Here is a 14,022-nt window from a genome sequence, read left to right as displayed (position 1 = left end):
ATGTCTCGTAATATTGAAGCAACTGACGATGTCAAAACCTGGACCGGGCACCTCAACTATAAAGAGGGTTTCTTCACCCGGTTACAGACCGATGAGCTGGCGAAAGGCATCAACGAAGAGGTGGTACGGGCGATTTCTGCGCGCCGTAATGAACCCGACTGGATGCTGGAATTCCGTCTCAACGCGTATCACGCGTGGCTGGAGATGGAAGAGCCGCACTGGCTCAAAGCCCATTACGATAAGCTGAACTATCAGGATTACAGCTATTACTCTGCGCCATCGTGCGGCAACTGTGATGATAGCTGTGAATCCCAGCCGGGTGCGGTGCAGCAGACCGGCAGCAACAGCTATTTAACCGATGAAGTGGAAAAAGCCTTCGAGCAGCTCGGCGTGCCGGTGCGTGAAGGCAAAGAGGTGGCGGTAGACGCCATTTTTGACTCGGTGTCGGTTGCCACGACCTATCGTGAAAAGCTGGCCGACCAGGGAATTATCTTTTGTTCCTTCGGTGAGGCAATTCATGAGTTCCCCGAGCTGGTTCGCCAGTACCTGGGCACCGTAGTGCCGTCTAACGATAATTTCTTCGCGGCGCTCAACGCGGCGGTGGCGTCTGATGGGACTTTTATCTACATCCCGAAAGGGGTGCGCTGCCCGATGGAGCTGTCGACCTATTTCCGCATCAACGCGGAAAAAACCGGCCAGTTCGAACGCACCATTCTGATTGCCGATGAAGGCAGCTACGTCAGTTATATCGAAGGCTGCTCCGCCCCGGTACGCGACAGCTACCAGCTGCATGCGGCGGTGGTGGAAGTGATTATCCATAAAGACGCTGAAGTGAAATATTCCACGGTGCAGAACTGGTTCCCTGGCGATAACAACACCGGCGGGATTTTGAACTTCGTCACCAAGCGCGCGCTGTGTGAGGGCGAGAACAGCAAGATGTCCTGGACCCAGTCCGAGACCGGCTCTGCCATTACCTGGAAGTACCCGAGCTGCATTCTGCGCGGTGATAACTCCATCGGCGAATTCTTCTCGGTGGCGCTGACCAGCGGGCATCAGCAGGCCGATACCGGCACCAAGATGATCCACATCGGTAAAAACACCAAATCGACAATTATCTCGAAAGGGATTTCAGCGGGGCACAGCCAGAACAGCTATCGCGGGCTGGTAAAAATCATGCCAACCGCCACCAACGCGCGTAACTTCACCCAGTGCGACTCGATGCTGATCGGCCCGGACTGCGGGGCGCATACTTTCCCGTACGTGGAGTGCCGCAATAACTCGGCACAGTTGGAGCATGAAGCCACCACCTCGCGCATCGGCGAAGACCAGTTGTTCTACTGCCTGCAACGCGGCATCAGCGAAGACGACGCCATTTCGATGATCGTCAACGGCTTCTGTAAGGATGTATTCTCCGAACTGCCGCTGGAGTTCGCGGTGGAAGCCCAAAAATTATTAGCCATCAGCCTTGAGCACAGCGTCGGTTAAGCCATAAGGATACGAAATGTTAAGTATTAAAGATCTCGAAGTCAGCGTTGAAGATAAGCAGATCCTGCGTGGTTTATCGCTCGAGGTGCGTCCGGGAGAGGTGCACGCCATCATGGGGCCGAACGGTTCCGGTAAAAGTACTCTGTCGGCGACCCTGGCCGGGCGCGAAGATTATGAAGTGACCGGCGGCGAGGTGCATTTTAAGGGCAAGGACCTGCTGGAGTTAGACCCGGAAGATCGCGCCGGGGAAGGCATTTTTATGGCGTTTCAGTACCCGGTAGAGATCCCCGGCGTCAGCAATCAGTTTTTCCTGCAAACGGCCCTGAATGCGGTACGTAAATATCGCGGCCAGGAAGAGCTTGACCGCTTCGACTTCCAGGATTTGATGGAAGAAAAAATCAAACTGCTGAAGATGCCGGAAGATTTGCTGACCCGTTCGGTTAACGTCGGTTTCTCCGGGGGTGAGAAAAAACGTAATGACATCCTGCAAATGGCGGTACTGGAGCCGGATCTGTGCATTCTGGATGAATCTGACTCCGGGCTGGATATCGACGCCCTGAAGATTGTGGCGGACGGCGTCAACGCCCTGCGCGACGGCAACCGCTCTTTTATTATCGTTACCCACTACCAGCGCATCCTCGATTACATCAAGCCTGATTATGTGCACGTGCTTTATCAGGGGCGCATCGTGAAATCCGGCGATTTTACCCTGGTGAAACAACTGGAGGAGCAAGGCTATGGCTGGCTTACCGAACAGCGCTAACGCACTGCAACAATGGCACCGCCTGTTTGAAGAGCAGGGCCAAACGCGGTCTCCCCAGGCGCAAGAGCACCTGCAACACCTGCTGCGCGAAGGCTTGCCGGGCCGTAAGCATGAGAACTGGAAATACACCCCGCTTAATGGCCTGCTGGAGCGCAATTTTGTTGCCCCGGCCCGCCAGCCAGTGGATGCCGCGCATGTTGCACGCCTGGCGCTGCCTGTGGAAGCGTTCAGGTTGGTGTTTATCGATGGCGAATATGACGCATCGCTCAGCGATGACCTGAGCAAGAGCGGATTCGAGATAACCATCAACGACCAGCGCGACAGCCTGCCCCCTGCCGTTCAGCCGGAGGTGTTTTTGCATCTCACTGAAAGCCTGGCGCAGTCGGTGACCCATATTCGCGTCAAGCGCAACCAGCAACCGGATAAACCGCTGCTGTTAATGCACCTGAGCAGCGGGCGTGATGGCGATGAAATCAGCACTGCCCACTACCGTCACCATCTGGTACTGGAAAGCGGGGCACAGGCTACGGTGTATGAGCACTACGTCAGCCTCGACGCGCTGCGCCATTTCACCGGTTCGCGTCTGACCATCGAAGGCGGGGCCAATAGCCAACTTCATCACTATAAGCTGGCGTTTGAAAACCCGGTATGCCATCACTTCGCCCATAACGATCTGCTGCTTGAGCAGGATGCATCGGTGCTGAGCAGCAGTTTCCTGCTGGGCGGCGCGGTGCTGCGGCACAACACCAGTACCCAGCTCAACGGCGAAAATATTACTCTGCGTCTCAACAGCCTGGCGCTGCCGGTGAATAACGAAGTGTGTGACAGCCGCACCTGGCTGGAGCATAACAAAGGCTACTGCAACAGCCGCCAGTTGCATAAAGTTATCGCGCGCGATCGCGGTAAAGCGGTGTTTAACGGGCTGATTAAAGTGGCGAAACATGCGCTGAAGACTGACGGACAGATGACCAACAACAACCTATTGTTGGGGCGTTTGTCAGAAGTGGATACCAAGCCGCAACTGGAGATTTACGCCGACGACGTCAAATGCAGCCACGGCGCCACGGTAGGGCGCATTGACGACGAACAGATGTTCTATCTGCGTTCGCGGGGGATCGACCAGCTATCGGCTCAGAAGATGATTATTTACGCCTTTGCCGCCGAGCTGACCGAGTCGGTAATCGATGCGGCGTTAAAACAGCAGGTGTTGGCCCGAATCGAGGCGCGCCTGGGAGGTGAGGCATGAGTTATAACGTTGAACAGGTCCGCGCCGACTTTCCGGTGCTGACCCGCGAAGTCAACGGGCAACCGCTGGCCTATCTCGACAGCGCCGCCAGCGCCCAGAAACCCAATGCGGTGATCGATGCCCAGTCGGAACTCTATCGCCACGGCTACGCGGCGGTCCATCGCGGCATCCATACCCTGAGTGCTGAAGCCACCGAGCGGATGGAAAATGTGCGCAGCCAGGTGGCGCGCTTTATTGGTGCAAAATCCCCGGAAGAGATCGTGTTTGTACGTGGCACCACCGAGGGCATTAATCTGGTGGCGAACAGTTGGGGCATGAGCGCGGTATCCGCCGGGGATAACATCATTATTTCCACTATGGAGCACCACGCTAATATCGTGCCGTGGCAGATGCTGTGTAAACGCACCGGGGCAGAGCTGCGGGTGATCCCGCTTAATCAGGACGGTACGCTCAAGCTTGAACTGCTGCCGGGGCTTATCGACAGCAATACCAAACTGCTGGCGATCGCCCACGTCTCCAATGTACTGGGCACCGAAAATCCGGTAGCTGAAATGATTAAGCTGGCGCATCAGTCAGGCGTTAAAGTGCTGATTGACGGTGCCCAGGCGGTGATGCACCACACTATTGACGTGACGGCGCTGGACTGCGATTTCTATGTCTTTTCCGGGCATAAACTCTATGGCCCGACCGGCATTGGCGTACTGTACGTCAAAGAAGAGATTTTGCAGGCGATGCCGCCGTGGGAAGGCGGCGGGGCGATGATTGCTACCGTCAGCCTGACCGAAGGCACCACCTGGACAGCGGCCCCGTGGCGTTTCGAAGCCGGTACGCCCAACACCGCCGGGATCATCGGCCTGGGCGCGGCCATCCAGTATGTTGAGCAAATCGGCCTGGATAACATTGGCGAGTATGAGCAGACGCTGATGCGCTACGCCCTTAACGAGCTCGCTAAGGTGCCGGATTTAACGCTGTATGGTCCCGCGTCGCGCCTCGGGGTGATTGCCTTCAACCTGGGTAAACATCACGCCTATGACGTCGGCAGCTTTCTGGATAACTACGGCATCGCGGTACGCACCGGTCACCACTGCGCCATGCCGCTGATGAATTTTTACGGCGTACCGGCGATGTGCCGCGCGTCGCTGGCGATGTACAACACCGAAGAAGAGGTCGACAGGCTGGTGGCGGGGCTAATCCGCATCCACCGTCTGTTGGGCTAACAGGGAGATTCTGATGGCAACCTTGCCGGAACGCGAAAAACTACTGCGCAACTTCAATCGCTGCGCCAACTGGGAAGAGAAATATCTCTATATCATTGAGCTGGGGCAGCGGCTGCCGGCCCTGAGTGATGAGGCCCATCGTGCAGAAAATAAAATCCAGGGCTGCCAAAGCCAGGTGTGGATTGTGCTTAACCAGCGTGACGATGGCGTGATTGAATTACAGGGCGACAGCGACGCTGCCATCGTCAAAGGGCTGATCGCCGTTGTGTTCGCGCTGTATCAACAGATGACCGCCCAGGACATTGTCGCCTTCGACGTGCGCCCCTGGTTTGAACAAATGGCATTGACCCAACACCTCACCCCGTCCCGCTCGCAAGGTCTTGAAGCGATGATCCGCGCAATTCGCGCCAGGGCCGCAGAACTTAGCTAAACTCAAAGAGATTGCTTTCATCCTGTTATGCGAGGCGATTTATCGCCTCGTGTTCTTTCAGCTTTCCGGCGTTCTGTCGGTGAACACAGGAAATAATTATATGAAACGCGCGGTCTCTTTAACTCCAATAACACTATCAATACTCCTGGGTGCCTCACAGGCGGCGTATGCCGTGGATTATCTTCTGCCGCCGCCAGGCAGCCGTATCATTGGTGAAAATCACACTTATGTGGTGCCCAATGACGGCAAAAGCCTCGAATATATCGCCGAGAAGTTTGAAACCGGCGTGCTGTCGCTGATTGAGGCCAATAATACCGTCGACCCGTATCTGCCGAAACCGGGTACGCCGCTCATCATCCCGTCGCAGATGATCCTGCCGGATACGCCACGCGAGGGGATTGTGATTAACCTGGCAGAGCTGCGGTTGTACTACTACCCGCCAGGGCAAAACCGGGTAGAGGTGTATCCGCTGGGGATTGGTCAGTTAGGGCGTGAAACGCCGGTCATGGTGACCCGTATCAGCCAGAAAATCCCCAATCCGACGTGGACGCCGACGGCCAATATCCGGGCGCGCTCGCTGGCGCAGGGTATTAAACTGCCCGCGGTGATACCTGCCGGGCCGAATAACCCGCTGGGGCGCTTTGCGCTGCGTCTGGAACAGGGCGGCGGTGAGTATTTGATCCACGGCACTAATGTACGCAGCAGCATCGGGATGCGGGTCAGTTCTGGCTGTATCCGCATGCGCGCGCCGGACATTAAAGCGCTGTTCAGCCAGGCGGCGTGGGGTACACGGGTGCAGATTATTGATGAGCCCGTAAAATACAGTGTCGAGCCGGACGGCAAGCGCTATGTCGAAGTGCACCAGCCGCTGTCGAAAAACGACTGGGATAATCCGCAAACGCTGCCTATTGCTATCAACGCCGCCTTTGGGCAGTTCATCGACGATGGGCGTACCGACAGTATGGCGGTAGATAACGCCATCACCCGGCGGGCGGGTTATCCGGTGGATGTTAGCGGAATGCAGAGCCAGCCTTCAGGCCTGACGCCGGTAGCGCCAATTCAGAGCGTCAAAGCACAGCCACAGGGCGCGGCGAAGCCTCAGCAGGACATTTCCTTGGTGAGCGGGCAAAACGGCGTGGTGATGCAGTAAGCGGGGTTGAACGAAGGGCAAAAAAAATGGCGCACAATGTGCGCCATTCTTAACACAGGTACTATTACTTACGGTATTTAGTAGCCTGGTTGTCCAGACGCTGGTTAGCGCGAGCTGCGTCGTCTTTAGCAGCCTGAACGTCGGAACGCATTGCGTTCACGTCGTTGCTCAGCTGGTCAACTTTAGCGTTCAGAGTCTGAACGTCAGAAGACAGCTGATCGATTTTAGCGTTGCTGGAGCAACCAGCCAGCAGAGTAGAACCCAGGATTACCGCGCCCAGTACCAGTTTAGTACGATTCATTATTAATACCCTCTAGATTGAGTTAATCTCCATGTAGCGTTACAAGTATTACACAAAGTTTTTTATGTTGAGAATATTTTTTTGATGAGAATCCACTTAATTTTGATCGTTCGCTCAAAGAACCATCGAATTTAGCCATTTGGTTAAAAAAAGTGTGTTAAAACAGTCTTTTTTCATCGGATTCATCTTAGATTTTTCCTCTGTTAAATAGCAAATTTCGATTTGATTTTTTATTTGCTTTGGCTAACGGCAGAAATAAAAAAAGCACCCGAGGGTGCTTTTTTAGCGAATTAATTAACGTTTCTTAATTAAAGAACGTGAACGGAAGCCGTATTGGTTGTGCCGCTCGGAACCAGCGCGCCGGATACCATTATCACCACGTCGCCTTTATTTGCGAGGCCGCTTTCCAGCGCCGCTTCTTTACCCAGACGGTAGAAGTCATCGGTAGAGGCGATCTCTTTCACCAGCTGCGGTACCACGCCTTTGCTCAGCACCAGTTGGCGCGCAGTCACTTCGTTAGTGGTCAGCGCCAGGATAGTGGCGTTCGGGAAGTATTTACGCACCGCTTTAGCGGATTTACCGCCCTGGGTAGCAACCACAATCAGGTTGGCTTCCAGGTTCTCAGCGGTTTCAACCGCACCACGGCATACGGCTTCAGTGATGCGCAGTTTGCGGTTGCCGTTGTGGTTTTCCAGACGGCTTTGCATCACGCGGTCGGTACGCTCGCAGATGGTTGCCATGATGGTGACGGCTTCCAGCGGGTATTTCCCTTTTGCGGATTCACCGGACAGCATCACGGCGTCGGTGCCGTCGATGATAGCGTTCGCTACGTCACCGGCTTCTGCGCGGGTCGGACGCGGGTTCTTAATCATGGAATCCAGCATCTGGGTCGCGGTGATCACCACTTTACGGGCGCGCACGCATTTTTCGATCATCATCTTCTGAGCGAAGATCACTTCTTCAACCGGGATTTCAACGCCCAGGTCGCCACGGGCAACCATGATACCGTCAGAGGCTTCGAGGATTTCGTCGAAGTTGTTCAGGCCTTCCTGGTTTTCGATTTTGGAGATGATCTGGATAGATTCGCCGCCGTTAGCTTTCAGGTGCGCACGAATTTCTTCTACGTCGGAACGCTTACGGATAAAGGACGCCGCAACGAAATCAACGCCTTGCTCGCAACCGAAGATCAGGTCTTTTTTATCTTTCTCCGCCAGCGCTGGCAGGGCGATGGAAACGCCAGGCAGGTTAACGCCTTTGTTTTCGCCCAGGTCGCCGTTGTTCAGCACTTTACAGATAACCTTGTTGCCTTCAATGGCGGTCACTTCCATGCCGATCAGACCATCGTCTACCAGCACGGTATTGCCGACGCTCAGGTCGCTGGTGAAGCCTTCATAGGTAACCGCAACGATTTCGTTGTTACCCACGATGGTTTTGTCGGTAGTGAAGGTGAAGGTCTGGCCCGCTTTCAGAGAAACGTCGTTGCCGCCTTCCAGTTTGATGGTGCGGATTTCCGGTCCTTTGGTATCCAGCAGGATGGCTGCTTTCTTACCGCTTTTAGCCATCACGTTGCGCAGGTTCTGGATGCGCTGGCCATGCTCGTCGTAGTCACCGTGAGAGAAGTTAAGACGCATTACGTTCATGCCCGCGTCGAGCATTTTGGAGAGCATCTCTTCAGATTCGGTTTTCGGGCCGATGGTGCAAACAATTTTGGTCTTTTTCATGACAGTTTTAATCTTAACGTTGAGAAGGATAAGGGATTTTTACCCCATGGCATTGTGTGCCCTGGGCGGAAACAGGTGTCTTAAAGCGCTGGTGGCACCGTATAAGAATAGGTGACATCAAAAAAGCGTGCAGAGGAATGTATGCTGAAGTTTCAGCCGGGAAAAGGCAGGCAAAGTCATTATAAGATTTAAGGCCGTCCAATATGCTGAAACCATTCAAGTTAGAAACGGCGGTAGTATAAGGCAAACGCAACAGGAAGGAAAATGAAAACGCTGTTTCATAAAATTTTCAGGCAGTTTCACAAGTGGCTGTTATCACTGCGTTGCGTTTGAATAAATTTTGTTAATCAGAGTGTGATCGATCGCCCATTATCAACATGAGCGAAGGCCGAAATAACGAGGTTTACGCACGTTTTAAAGACGCACCTCGCGAGATGCGTCTTAGTCGCGGATTATTTGACCTTTGACACCGGGCACAGCAATTCTCGCAGAATGTGGATTCGTTGTTCGGGCGTTAAATAAAAAGGCGAGGGTGTCTGGCGACGGGGTTCATTCGCCCAGGCCTGTTTCAGGCTTTGCAGATAGTGTTCAATCATTATGTTTCTCCTCACTCGGACGCAGTTACTTTAGCGCCTGAAATACGGAAGAAAAACTGACGATATCATGTAAACTGTTCCGCATTTAATCGCCGCGCCGTCATCCCGCTCTCTCCGGCAGGTTTACTATTTTTTCCTATACTTAAGCTTTGTTCCCGAAACAGGAGAGTAATAATGACGATTCAAAAAAGCGGTCAGGCACACTGGGAAGGCGACATCAAAAGCGGTAAAGGCACCGTTTCTACCGAGAGCGGAGTGCTAAGCCAACAGCCTTACGGCTTTAACACCCGTTTCGAAGGCGCAAAAGGCACCAACCCTGAAGAACTTATTGGCGCGGCCCATGCGTCTTGTTTCTCAATGGCGCTTTCGTTAATGTTGGGCGAGGCGGGGCATAAGGCGCAATCCATTGATACCAAAGCTGTCGTATCGCTGGATAAAGCCGGTGAAGGGTTCGAAATCACCAAAGTAGCGCTGACCAGTGAAGTTTCCGTGCCAGGCGTCGATAAAAATGAATTCGACGAGATTATCCAGAAAGCTAAAGCGGGCTGTCCGGTTTCTAAAGTGCTGAACGCGGAAATCACCCTGGATTACACCCTGAAAAATTAATCGCAATCAGGCCGCCTGGCGTCAGGTGGCCCTCATTTTCCAGAGGCGTTGTTAGCGCTGGACCAATTAACGTGGATACACATGAGCAATAAGACCAAAGACGAAGAGCTGTATCAGGAGATGTGCCGGGTAGTGGGTAAAGTGGTGCTGGAAATGCGCGATCTGGGCCAGGAGCCCAAACATGTGGTGATTGCCGGTGTGGTGAGAACCTCGCTTGCTAACCACAAAATCAAACGTAGCGCGTTAACCGAAGAAGCCATGGAAAAAGTGCTTCAGGCCTTAACGCCATCGCACGGTTAATACGGTATTAAATCGTGTTGTCACTTTTTATCATCCGGTAAATTGCTCCGTTATTAATGGCGTTATTTGTTATTAATGACTGAGCAATGTTGTTTTTATCTCGCGCTTTAAATTTCATTAAATAACGAATTCTTCTCTGCTTAATCAGTGAAATTTAACTAAGTGGTTTTAATATAAGGCAAAAACAGATAAAGCGACGTGCCACGCTGGCAAACTGAAACTAGAGATTCGGATAATTGATTGGTAAAATCATTTACCTCAATGAACGGCCTTAATTCATTCATTAAATTAATTGGCCTTCGTATGTCTCTTAAAGTGAAAGCGTGAAAGTTATGATTAATTCATCAGTAAAAAAATTTATCTTCCCTGGGCTGTTGGGCGTGATTGCCCTGGCCGGTATTGGCCAGTCCGCATTGGGTTTACAAAACTGGTCGCAAACCCGCGAAGCGATTAACGTTGCTCAACAGGCTCCTGTGGTCCAGGGAACCCCGCCAGTCACGCTGGCGCTGTATAACGTGGCAGAAGCCGCTCCCCTTGCGCAGGCCAGCGCGCCAAAACTCGCTTTAGACATTAGCGGTATTATATTTAGCGATGACGCCGATTTGTCTGCCACCGTAATTAAACAAGGTGCCGATCAGGTGGTTTATCATGTGGGTGAAACATTGCAGGGTTATCCGGATGCGCGTGTAGTAGGGATTAGTAAAGATCATATTAAAGTGGATTATCGCGGCGTCGTGCAAGATGTAAATTTACCTGCGCCGGATTATGCTCACGCCTGATAAACCTTGCTAACATTCGATGAGCCAGGCTAGATAAGGAATTGTAGCGAGTGCGCAATGAGCAAAGCGATGCGAATAAAGGTTTAATCGCATCGCGTGTTTATTTCATTGACATGCTGCCAAATAATAAAGAGTAACGACGTCGCTTGTGTCTTTCTCGCGGATCATTAAAAACCCCTGAGCCGCTGGTAACGTTGCCACACTTTTTTGGCATAGCGCATGCGTAAGTCGTGGCGGCTGGCGCGGGTGCCAGCATTATAAGCGCCAATGGCTTCCCAGTTATACCCATACATCTGCACCATCTCGTAGAGAATGGATGCGCCGACCAGCACAGAAACGCAGGGATCGCGCATCAGTACGATCTCATCCACCCCAAGTTTACGCAGACGCGCTAAATGCGTACTGTTTATCTGCATCAGCCCGACATCGTAGCTGCCGTTCGTGTTCACGTTAATCGCCTCAGGGTTCATGCCCGATTCCACTTGCGCAATCGCGGTGAGCAGCCTGGGATCGAGGTCAAAATAACGCGCGGCTTCATCCCAGCACGTCGCCTGGGCCATCATACTGACGGCAAAAAGCGGTAATGCGAATAAGGCTTTCATCGTCTGCCTCCGGCCTGAAAATAACGGCATCATCTTGCGATGACGCCGTTATGGCTGACAAATTAACGTTTGATCCAGGCGTCTTTCCAGTTCAGGCCTTCACCCGGGGCATAAGCCCAGGCTGCGCCTTTACACCACCCTGCATAAGGGAACGGTTTACACTCGTAAATGCCGCCATCTTTGGCTTTTACGCGGGTACCGCCTTTGTACTGGCTGATGTTTTGCGGATAGACGTACTGGAAGTCACCACCGGAAGGTGCTGCCACCGGACTGACCTGAAGCACGGTGGCCGCCGTGTCGCTAAGCCCGCTCTGGTCAGTCACCCGTACCGTCAACGGATACGACTGGATAGCCGTGACCGACGGAGCCGTGATGGTCAGGGTGTTGGTGGTCTGGCCCGTGACCTGGCCGATGCCTGACGGAAGCGTCCAGTTCCAGTTCAACTGCGCACTGGTGCTGTCAGGATCGGTGGCGGTCGCGGTGATCACAACCGGGCTACCGCTTTGTGTCTGGAAGGTCGGAGCAAGGGTAATGGTCGGTTTCACTGGCTGCGCGGCTTCCAGCACCGTCACTGAGGTATCGGCATACGCGCTGCTTTGGCCATCGCTTACCGTCAGACGGAAAGTGTAGGTGGCGCGGGAGGCCGACGGCAGGGTAACAGTGGCGCGCGCCTGATTCGCATTGGCGAGCGTGGCGCTCGGTCCTGCGGTTTGCGTCCACTGGTAGGTCAGGGCGTTGCCGTCCGCGTCGGTTGAGCCGGAGCCGTCCAGGTTAACGGTTTGCGTACCCTGAACGGTCTGGCTGACGCCTGCGTTAGCCACCGGCGGGGTATTGGACGGCGTCGGTTCCGGCTCTGGTGTTGGCGTTGGTTGGCTACCGCCACCGCTACTTCCGCCGCCACCGGTATTGGCGCCGCTTGTTACCGTGAAGGGTGAAAAGACGTCGCTAAAAGCGTACAAAGGGGCCTTCGCGGCAGGTAGTCCACTGTTCTCCGGGCCAACATAGCCTTCTTCACCCGGCTGGTCGCGCGCCATTGACCAGATGCCGATCATACCGATTTTGCGATCCTGCGCCTGTTGCATCACCATACGGGCATCGGAGAGATAAAAGGTTTCGCCCTGCACGTCGTTATAGCCAATCATCGGCGTGGTGCCCAACATACCGTTCACTTCACTGTCACTCTTCTCAGGCCAGATTTTTTTGACCTGCTGGAACAGGTTATCCACGGCGGACGTCGCGCATTTACCGTGAATATTCTGGCCCTCTTTACCGGACGACTGGCAAACCGAATTGCCGTAGTCCATGGTCATCACGTTAATGCCGGTGAGCTCAACGCCTTTGGCTTTGGCGTCTTCCAACACGTAGATGCCTTCCGGGGTTAACCCGGTGGGCAGGATCGGCAGGGTAAACAGCAGCCCCACTTTACGTCCCTCTTTTTTCCAGCGTTCCTGAACGATTTTCAGCGCTTCATTACGGCGCTGGATAGATTCATGATCGGCAACCCAGTTCCCTTCAATATCAAAGTCGAGCACTTTCAGGTTCAGGTTATCGACTATATCGTAATAGTGGGTCTGGAGATCATTGACGTTCTTACAGGCAGCAGCCAGGGGCGAGTTGTTGGCACCGCCGATAGACACCTGAATATCCCCGCCCGCCTCACGTAGCGCCTTGATTTTGCTGTACTGGGTATAGTCATTGATGTTGTAAGCCGTACCCCAGGTCGGCAAACAGGTGTTCGCATCTTTGGCGACGACAAACGCCATGGTGTAGTGAGTGATCTTCTTGCTCAACGCCAGCGAAGCAAGGTCCGGGATGGTGTTGAGCGTAAAGTCGACATAGGGCGCATACACATGGGCAGGCCATTCATATTTCGGCGTACCTACGCGCTCTTTGGTTCCCGCCCAGTCAATATAGATGCCCCAGGGCGACGGATCGCTGGGCCGCACCTGCTGAACATTGGCCAGCGAAACGTAGGGCATCCCCTGATATTTCACCAGCGATCCGGCAGGGTAGAGCTTTTGCATATCCATGTTCTGCGCATTGGTGACTTCCTGGTCGGTCCAGACTTTTAGGGTGCCGAGCGGCTGCCACGGTTGGGCATTATCGCCGGTCGGGTTCTGGTTTTCCTCTTTAGAAGGATCGACGCCGATGTTGTAGAACAAAGACTTATAGCCCTGCCCGTTAATCAGCACGATATCGCCGCCATCGTAAATTTTGTTGGGTTCCCACTGCGGTACAGGAACATAAGCCATCCACGGATTTGGCTGGCCCGGGGCAAACGTCGACGCGCCGATGTTGGTCAGCGCTTTATAACTCACGCCGCCCACCGCCACTTTGTCATCTTTGGCATAGCTTTGCGCGCTGTTGAATTCGGGGAGTTTAGCCGCCGGCGCGCCGTTGGAAATATCACAGTTTGACGGGTTGCCGTACTGGCTTATCTCCTGGGCGGTCGCGGCACGCTGTTGCCGCCACGGATTACTGGGATCGTCAGAAGTGGGGCAGTTGCTGGCACCCACCCACCATTCGTTGCTATATACATTACCGGCAAAAATCACCTGATAAGTATCGCCGCCTTCCTGCCCGCTCCATGCTTCCAGAGCAAAGGCGGGAGCGGCCATACTGCACAGGCAAAATACGCTGATGGCTGTGGCTAGAGCTTTTCTTTTCATAGGATGACCTTCATGGTTTTACTCTGTGAATGAGCAAGGCATGGGTATCAGAGCGCATGCCTGAGGCGAGGTGCTGACGGGGCGGGCGAGCGACGCAGTGAAACCTCCACTGCGCCGCCCGTACTCTGACTCGTCATAACCTCTGCCGACGCGCAGG

The 14,022-nt window shown here is 53.8% G+C and carries 14 protein-coding genes; 9 read left to right on the top strand and 5 right to left on the bottom strand.

Translation table 11 applies throughout. The features are described from left to right. The 6 genes from sufB (at nucleotide 1) to RT120_RS10475 (ending at nucleotide 6,291) form a co-directional block, all read left to right on the top strand. Nucleotides 1-1,485 carry a Fe-S cluster assembly protein SufB gene (gene sufB / locus RT120_RS10500; protein ID WP_312982443.1) on the top strand — a complete coding sequence of 495 codons (1,485 nt, stop codon included), beginning with the start codon at nucleotides 1-3 and terminating at the stop codon, nucleotides 1,483-1,485. Nucleotides 1,486-1,501: 16 nt separating this feature from the next. Further along, nucleotides 1,502-2,248 carry a Fe-S cluster assembly ATPase SufC gene (gene sufC, locus RT120_RS10495; RefSeq protein WP_312982441.1) on the top strand — a complete coding sequence of 249 codons (747 nt, stop codon included), beginning with the start codon at nucleotides 1,502-1,504 and terminating at the stop codon, nucleotides 2,246-2,248. Continuing rightward, the gene (gene sufD, locus RT120_RS10490) at nucleotides 2,223-3,494 is read left to right on the top strand and encodes a Fe-S cluster assembly protein SufD (protein WP_312982439.1); all 1,272 of its coding nucleotides are present in this window, start codon (nucleotides 2,223-2,225) and stop codon (nucleotides 3,492-3,494) included. Before sufC ends, sufD begins: the two co-directional genes overlap by 26 nt. Next, a complete protein-coding gene (gene sufS / locus RT120_RS10485; RefSeq protein WP_312982437.1) occupies nucleotides 3,491-4,711 on the top strand; it encodes a cysteine desulfurase SufS in 1,221 nt (406 codons plus the stop codon). Before sufD ends, sufS begins: the two co-directional genes overlap by 4 nt. A gap of 13 nt (nucleotides 4,712-4,724) precedes the next feature. Next, nucleotides 4,725-5,141, top strand: a complete 417-nt coding sequence (gene sufE, locus RT120_RS10480) for a cysteine desulfuration protein SufE (RefSeq protein WP_144132268.1) — start codon at nucleotides 4,725-4,727, stop codon at nucleotides 5,139-5,141. Between the two features lie 100 nt (nucleotides 5,142-5,241). Then, entirely contained in the window at nucleotides 5,242-6,291 is a 1,050-nt protein-coding gene (locus tag RT120_RS10475; RefSeq protein ID WP_312982436.1) for a L,D-transpeptidase family protein, read from the top strand. A 64-nt stretch (nucleotides 6,292-6,355) separates the two neighbouring features. Here RT120_RS10475 and lpp read toward each other — a convergent pair whose 3' ends face one another. The 3 genes from lpp to RT120_RS10460 all read right to left on the bottom strand — a co-directional run bounded on the left by lpp (nucleotide 6,356) and on the right by RT120_RS10460 (nucleotide 8,909). Next, entirely contained in the window at nucleotides 6,356-6,592 is a 237-nt protein-coding gene (gene lpp, locus RT120_RS10470) for a murein lipoprotein Lpp (protein WP_001082307.1), read from the bottom strand. A 308-nt stretch (nucleotides 6,593-6,900) separates the two neighbouring features. After that, nucleotides 6,901-8,313, bottom strand: coding sequence for a pyruvate kinase PykF (pykF, locus tag RT120_RS10465; RefSeq protein WP_312982435.1), 1,413 nt, complete (start codon nucleotides 8,311-8,313; stop codon nucleotides 6,901-6,903). A 452-nt stretch (nucleotides 8,314-8,765) separates the two neighbouring features. Next, nucleotides 8,766-8,909 (bottom strand): hypothetical protein, encoded by a 144-nt coding sequence (locus tag RT120_RS10460; protein ID WP_312982433.1) that lies wholly within the window; start codon nucleotides 8,907-8,909, stop codon nucleotides 8,766-8,768. 174 nt (nucleotides 8,910-9,083) lie between these two features. On the opposite strand from RT120_RS10460, the gene RT120_RS10455 reads away from it, so the two are divergent. From RT120_RS10455 to RT120_RS10445, 3 genes are all read left to right on the top strand, one after another. Further along, nucleotides 9,084-9,515: an OsmC family protein gene (locus RT120_RS10455; protein WP_312982432.1), complete on the top strand. Its 432-nt coding sequence runs from the start codon at nucleotides 9,084-9,086 to the stop codon at nucleotides 9,513-9,515. Between the two features lie 81 nt (nucleotides 9,516-9,596). Continuing rightward, nucleotides 9,597-9,815 carry a fumarate hydratase FumD gene (gene fumD / locus RT120_RS10450; RefSeq protein ID WP_312982430.1) on the top strand — a complete coding sequence of 73 codons (219 nt, stop codon included), beginning with the start codon at nucleotides 9,597-9,599 and terminating at the stop codon, nucleotides 9,813-9,815. A 332-nt stretch (nucleotides 9,816-10,147) separates the two neighbouring features. After that, complete coding sequence (locus tag RT120_RS10445) at nucleotides 10,148-10,594, top strand: type II secretion system protein N (protein WP_312982429.1); 447 nt, start codon at nucleotides 10,148-10,150, stop codon at nucleotides 10,592-10,594. A gap of 167 nt (nucleotides 10,595-10,761) precedes the next feature. Here the strand turns inward: RT120_RS10445 and iagB are convergent, their stop codons facing one another. Together iagB and RT120_RS10435 are read right to left on the bottom strand one after the other, a co-directional pair. Further along, complete coding sequence (gene iagB / locus RT120_RS10440; RefSeq protein WP_312982428.1) at nucleotides 10,762-11,196, bottom strand: type III secretion system invasion protein IagB; 435 nt, start codon at nucleotides 11,194-11,196, stop codon at nucleotides 10,762-10,764. Nucleotides 11,197-11,258: 62 nt separating this feature from the next. Further along, nucleotides 11,259-13,865 carry a PKD domain-containing protein gene (locus tag RT120_RS10435; protein ID WP_312982427.1) on the bottom strand — a complete coding sequence of 869 codons (2,607 nt, stop codon included), beginning with the start codon at nucleotides 13,863-13,865 and terminating at the stop codon, nucleotides 11,259-11,261. Nucleotides 13,866-14,022 lie beyond the last annotated feature (157 nt).

Origin of the sequence: Atlantibacter sp. (assembly GCF_032062175.1) — a bacterium.
Taxonomy (GTDB): Bacteria; Pseudomonadota; Gammaproteobacteria; order Enterobacterales; family Enterobacteriaceae; genus Atlantibacter.
This window is presented reverse-complemented; position numbering and strand designations above follow the sequence as displayed.

Excerpts from the sequence above, each read along its gene's own strand:
- RT120_RS10445 (WP_312982429.1), top strand. The coding sequence starts at position 10,148 with ATGATTAATTCATCAGTAAAAAAATTTATCTTCCCTGGGCTGTTGGGC.
- lpp (WP_001082307.1), bottom strand. The coding sequence starts at position 6,592 with ATGAATCGTACTAAACTGGTACTGGGCGCGGTAATCCTGGGTTCTACT.
- RT120_RS10455 (WP_312982432.1), top strand. The coding sequence starts at position 9,084 with ATGACGATTCAAAAAAGCGGTCAGGCACACTGGGAAGGCGACATCAAA.
- sufB (WP_312982443.1), top strand. The coding sequence starts at position 1 with ATGTCTCGTAATATTGAAGCAACTGACGATGTCAAAACCTGGACCGGG.
- pykF (WP_312982435.1), bottom strand. The coding sequence starts at position 8,313 with ATGAAAAAGACCAAAATTGTTTGCACCATCGGCCCGAAAACCGAATCT.
- fumD (WP_312982430.1), top strand. The coding sequence starts at position 9,597 with ATGAGCAATAAGACCAAAGACGAAGAGCTGTATCAGGAGATGTGCCGG.
- sufC (WP_312982441.1), top strand. The coding sequence starts at position 1,502 with ATGTTAAGTATTAAAGATCTCGAAGTCAGCGTTGAAGATAAGCAGATC.
- RT120_RS10475 (WP_312982436.1), top strand. The coding sequence starts at position 5,242 with ATGAAACGCGCGGTCTCTTTAACTCCAATAACACTATCAATACTCCTG.
- sufE (WP_144132268.1), top strand. The coding sequence starts at position 4,725 with ATGGCAACCTTGCCGGAACGCGAAAAACTACTGCGCAACTTCAATCGC.
- sufS (WP_312982437.1), top strand. The coding sequence starts at position 3,491 with ATGAGTTATAACGTTGAACAGGTCCGCGCCGACTTTCCGGTGCTGACC.
- iagB (WP_312982428.1), bottom strand. The coding sequence starts at position 11,196 with ATGAAAGCCTTATTCGCATTACCGCTTTTTGCCGTCAGTATGATGGCC.
- RT120_RS10435 (WP_312982427.1), bottom strand. The coding sequence starts at position 13,865 with ATGAAAAGAAAAGCTCTAGCCACAGCCATCAGCGTATTTTGCCTGTGC.
- sufD (WP_312982439.1), top strand. The coding sequence starts at position 2,223 with ATGGCTGGCTTACCGAACAGCGCTAACGCACTGCAACAATGGCACCGC.
- RT120_RS10460 (WP_312982433.1), bottom strand. The coding sequence starts at position 8,909 with ATGATTGAACACTATCTGCAAAGCCTGAAACAGGCCTGGGCGAATGAA.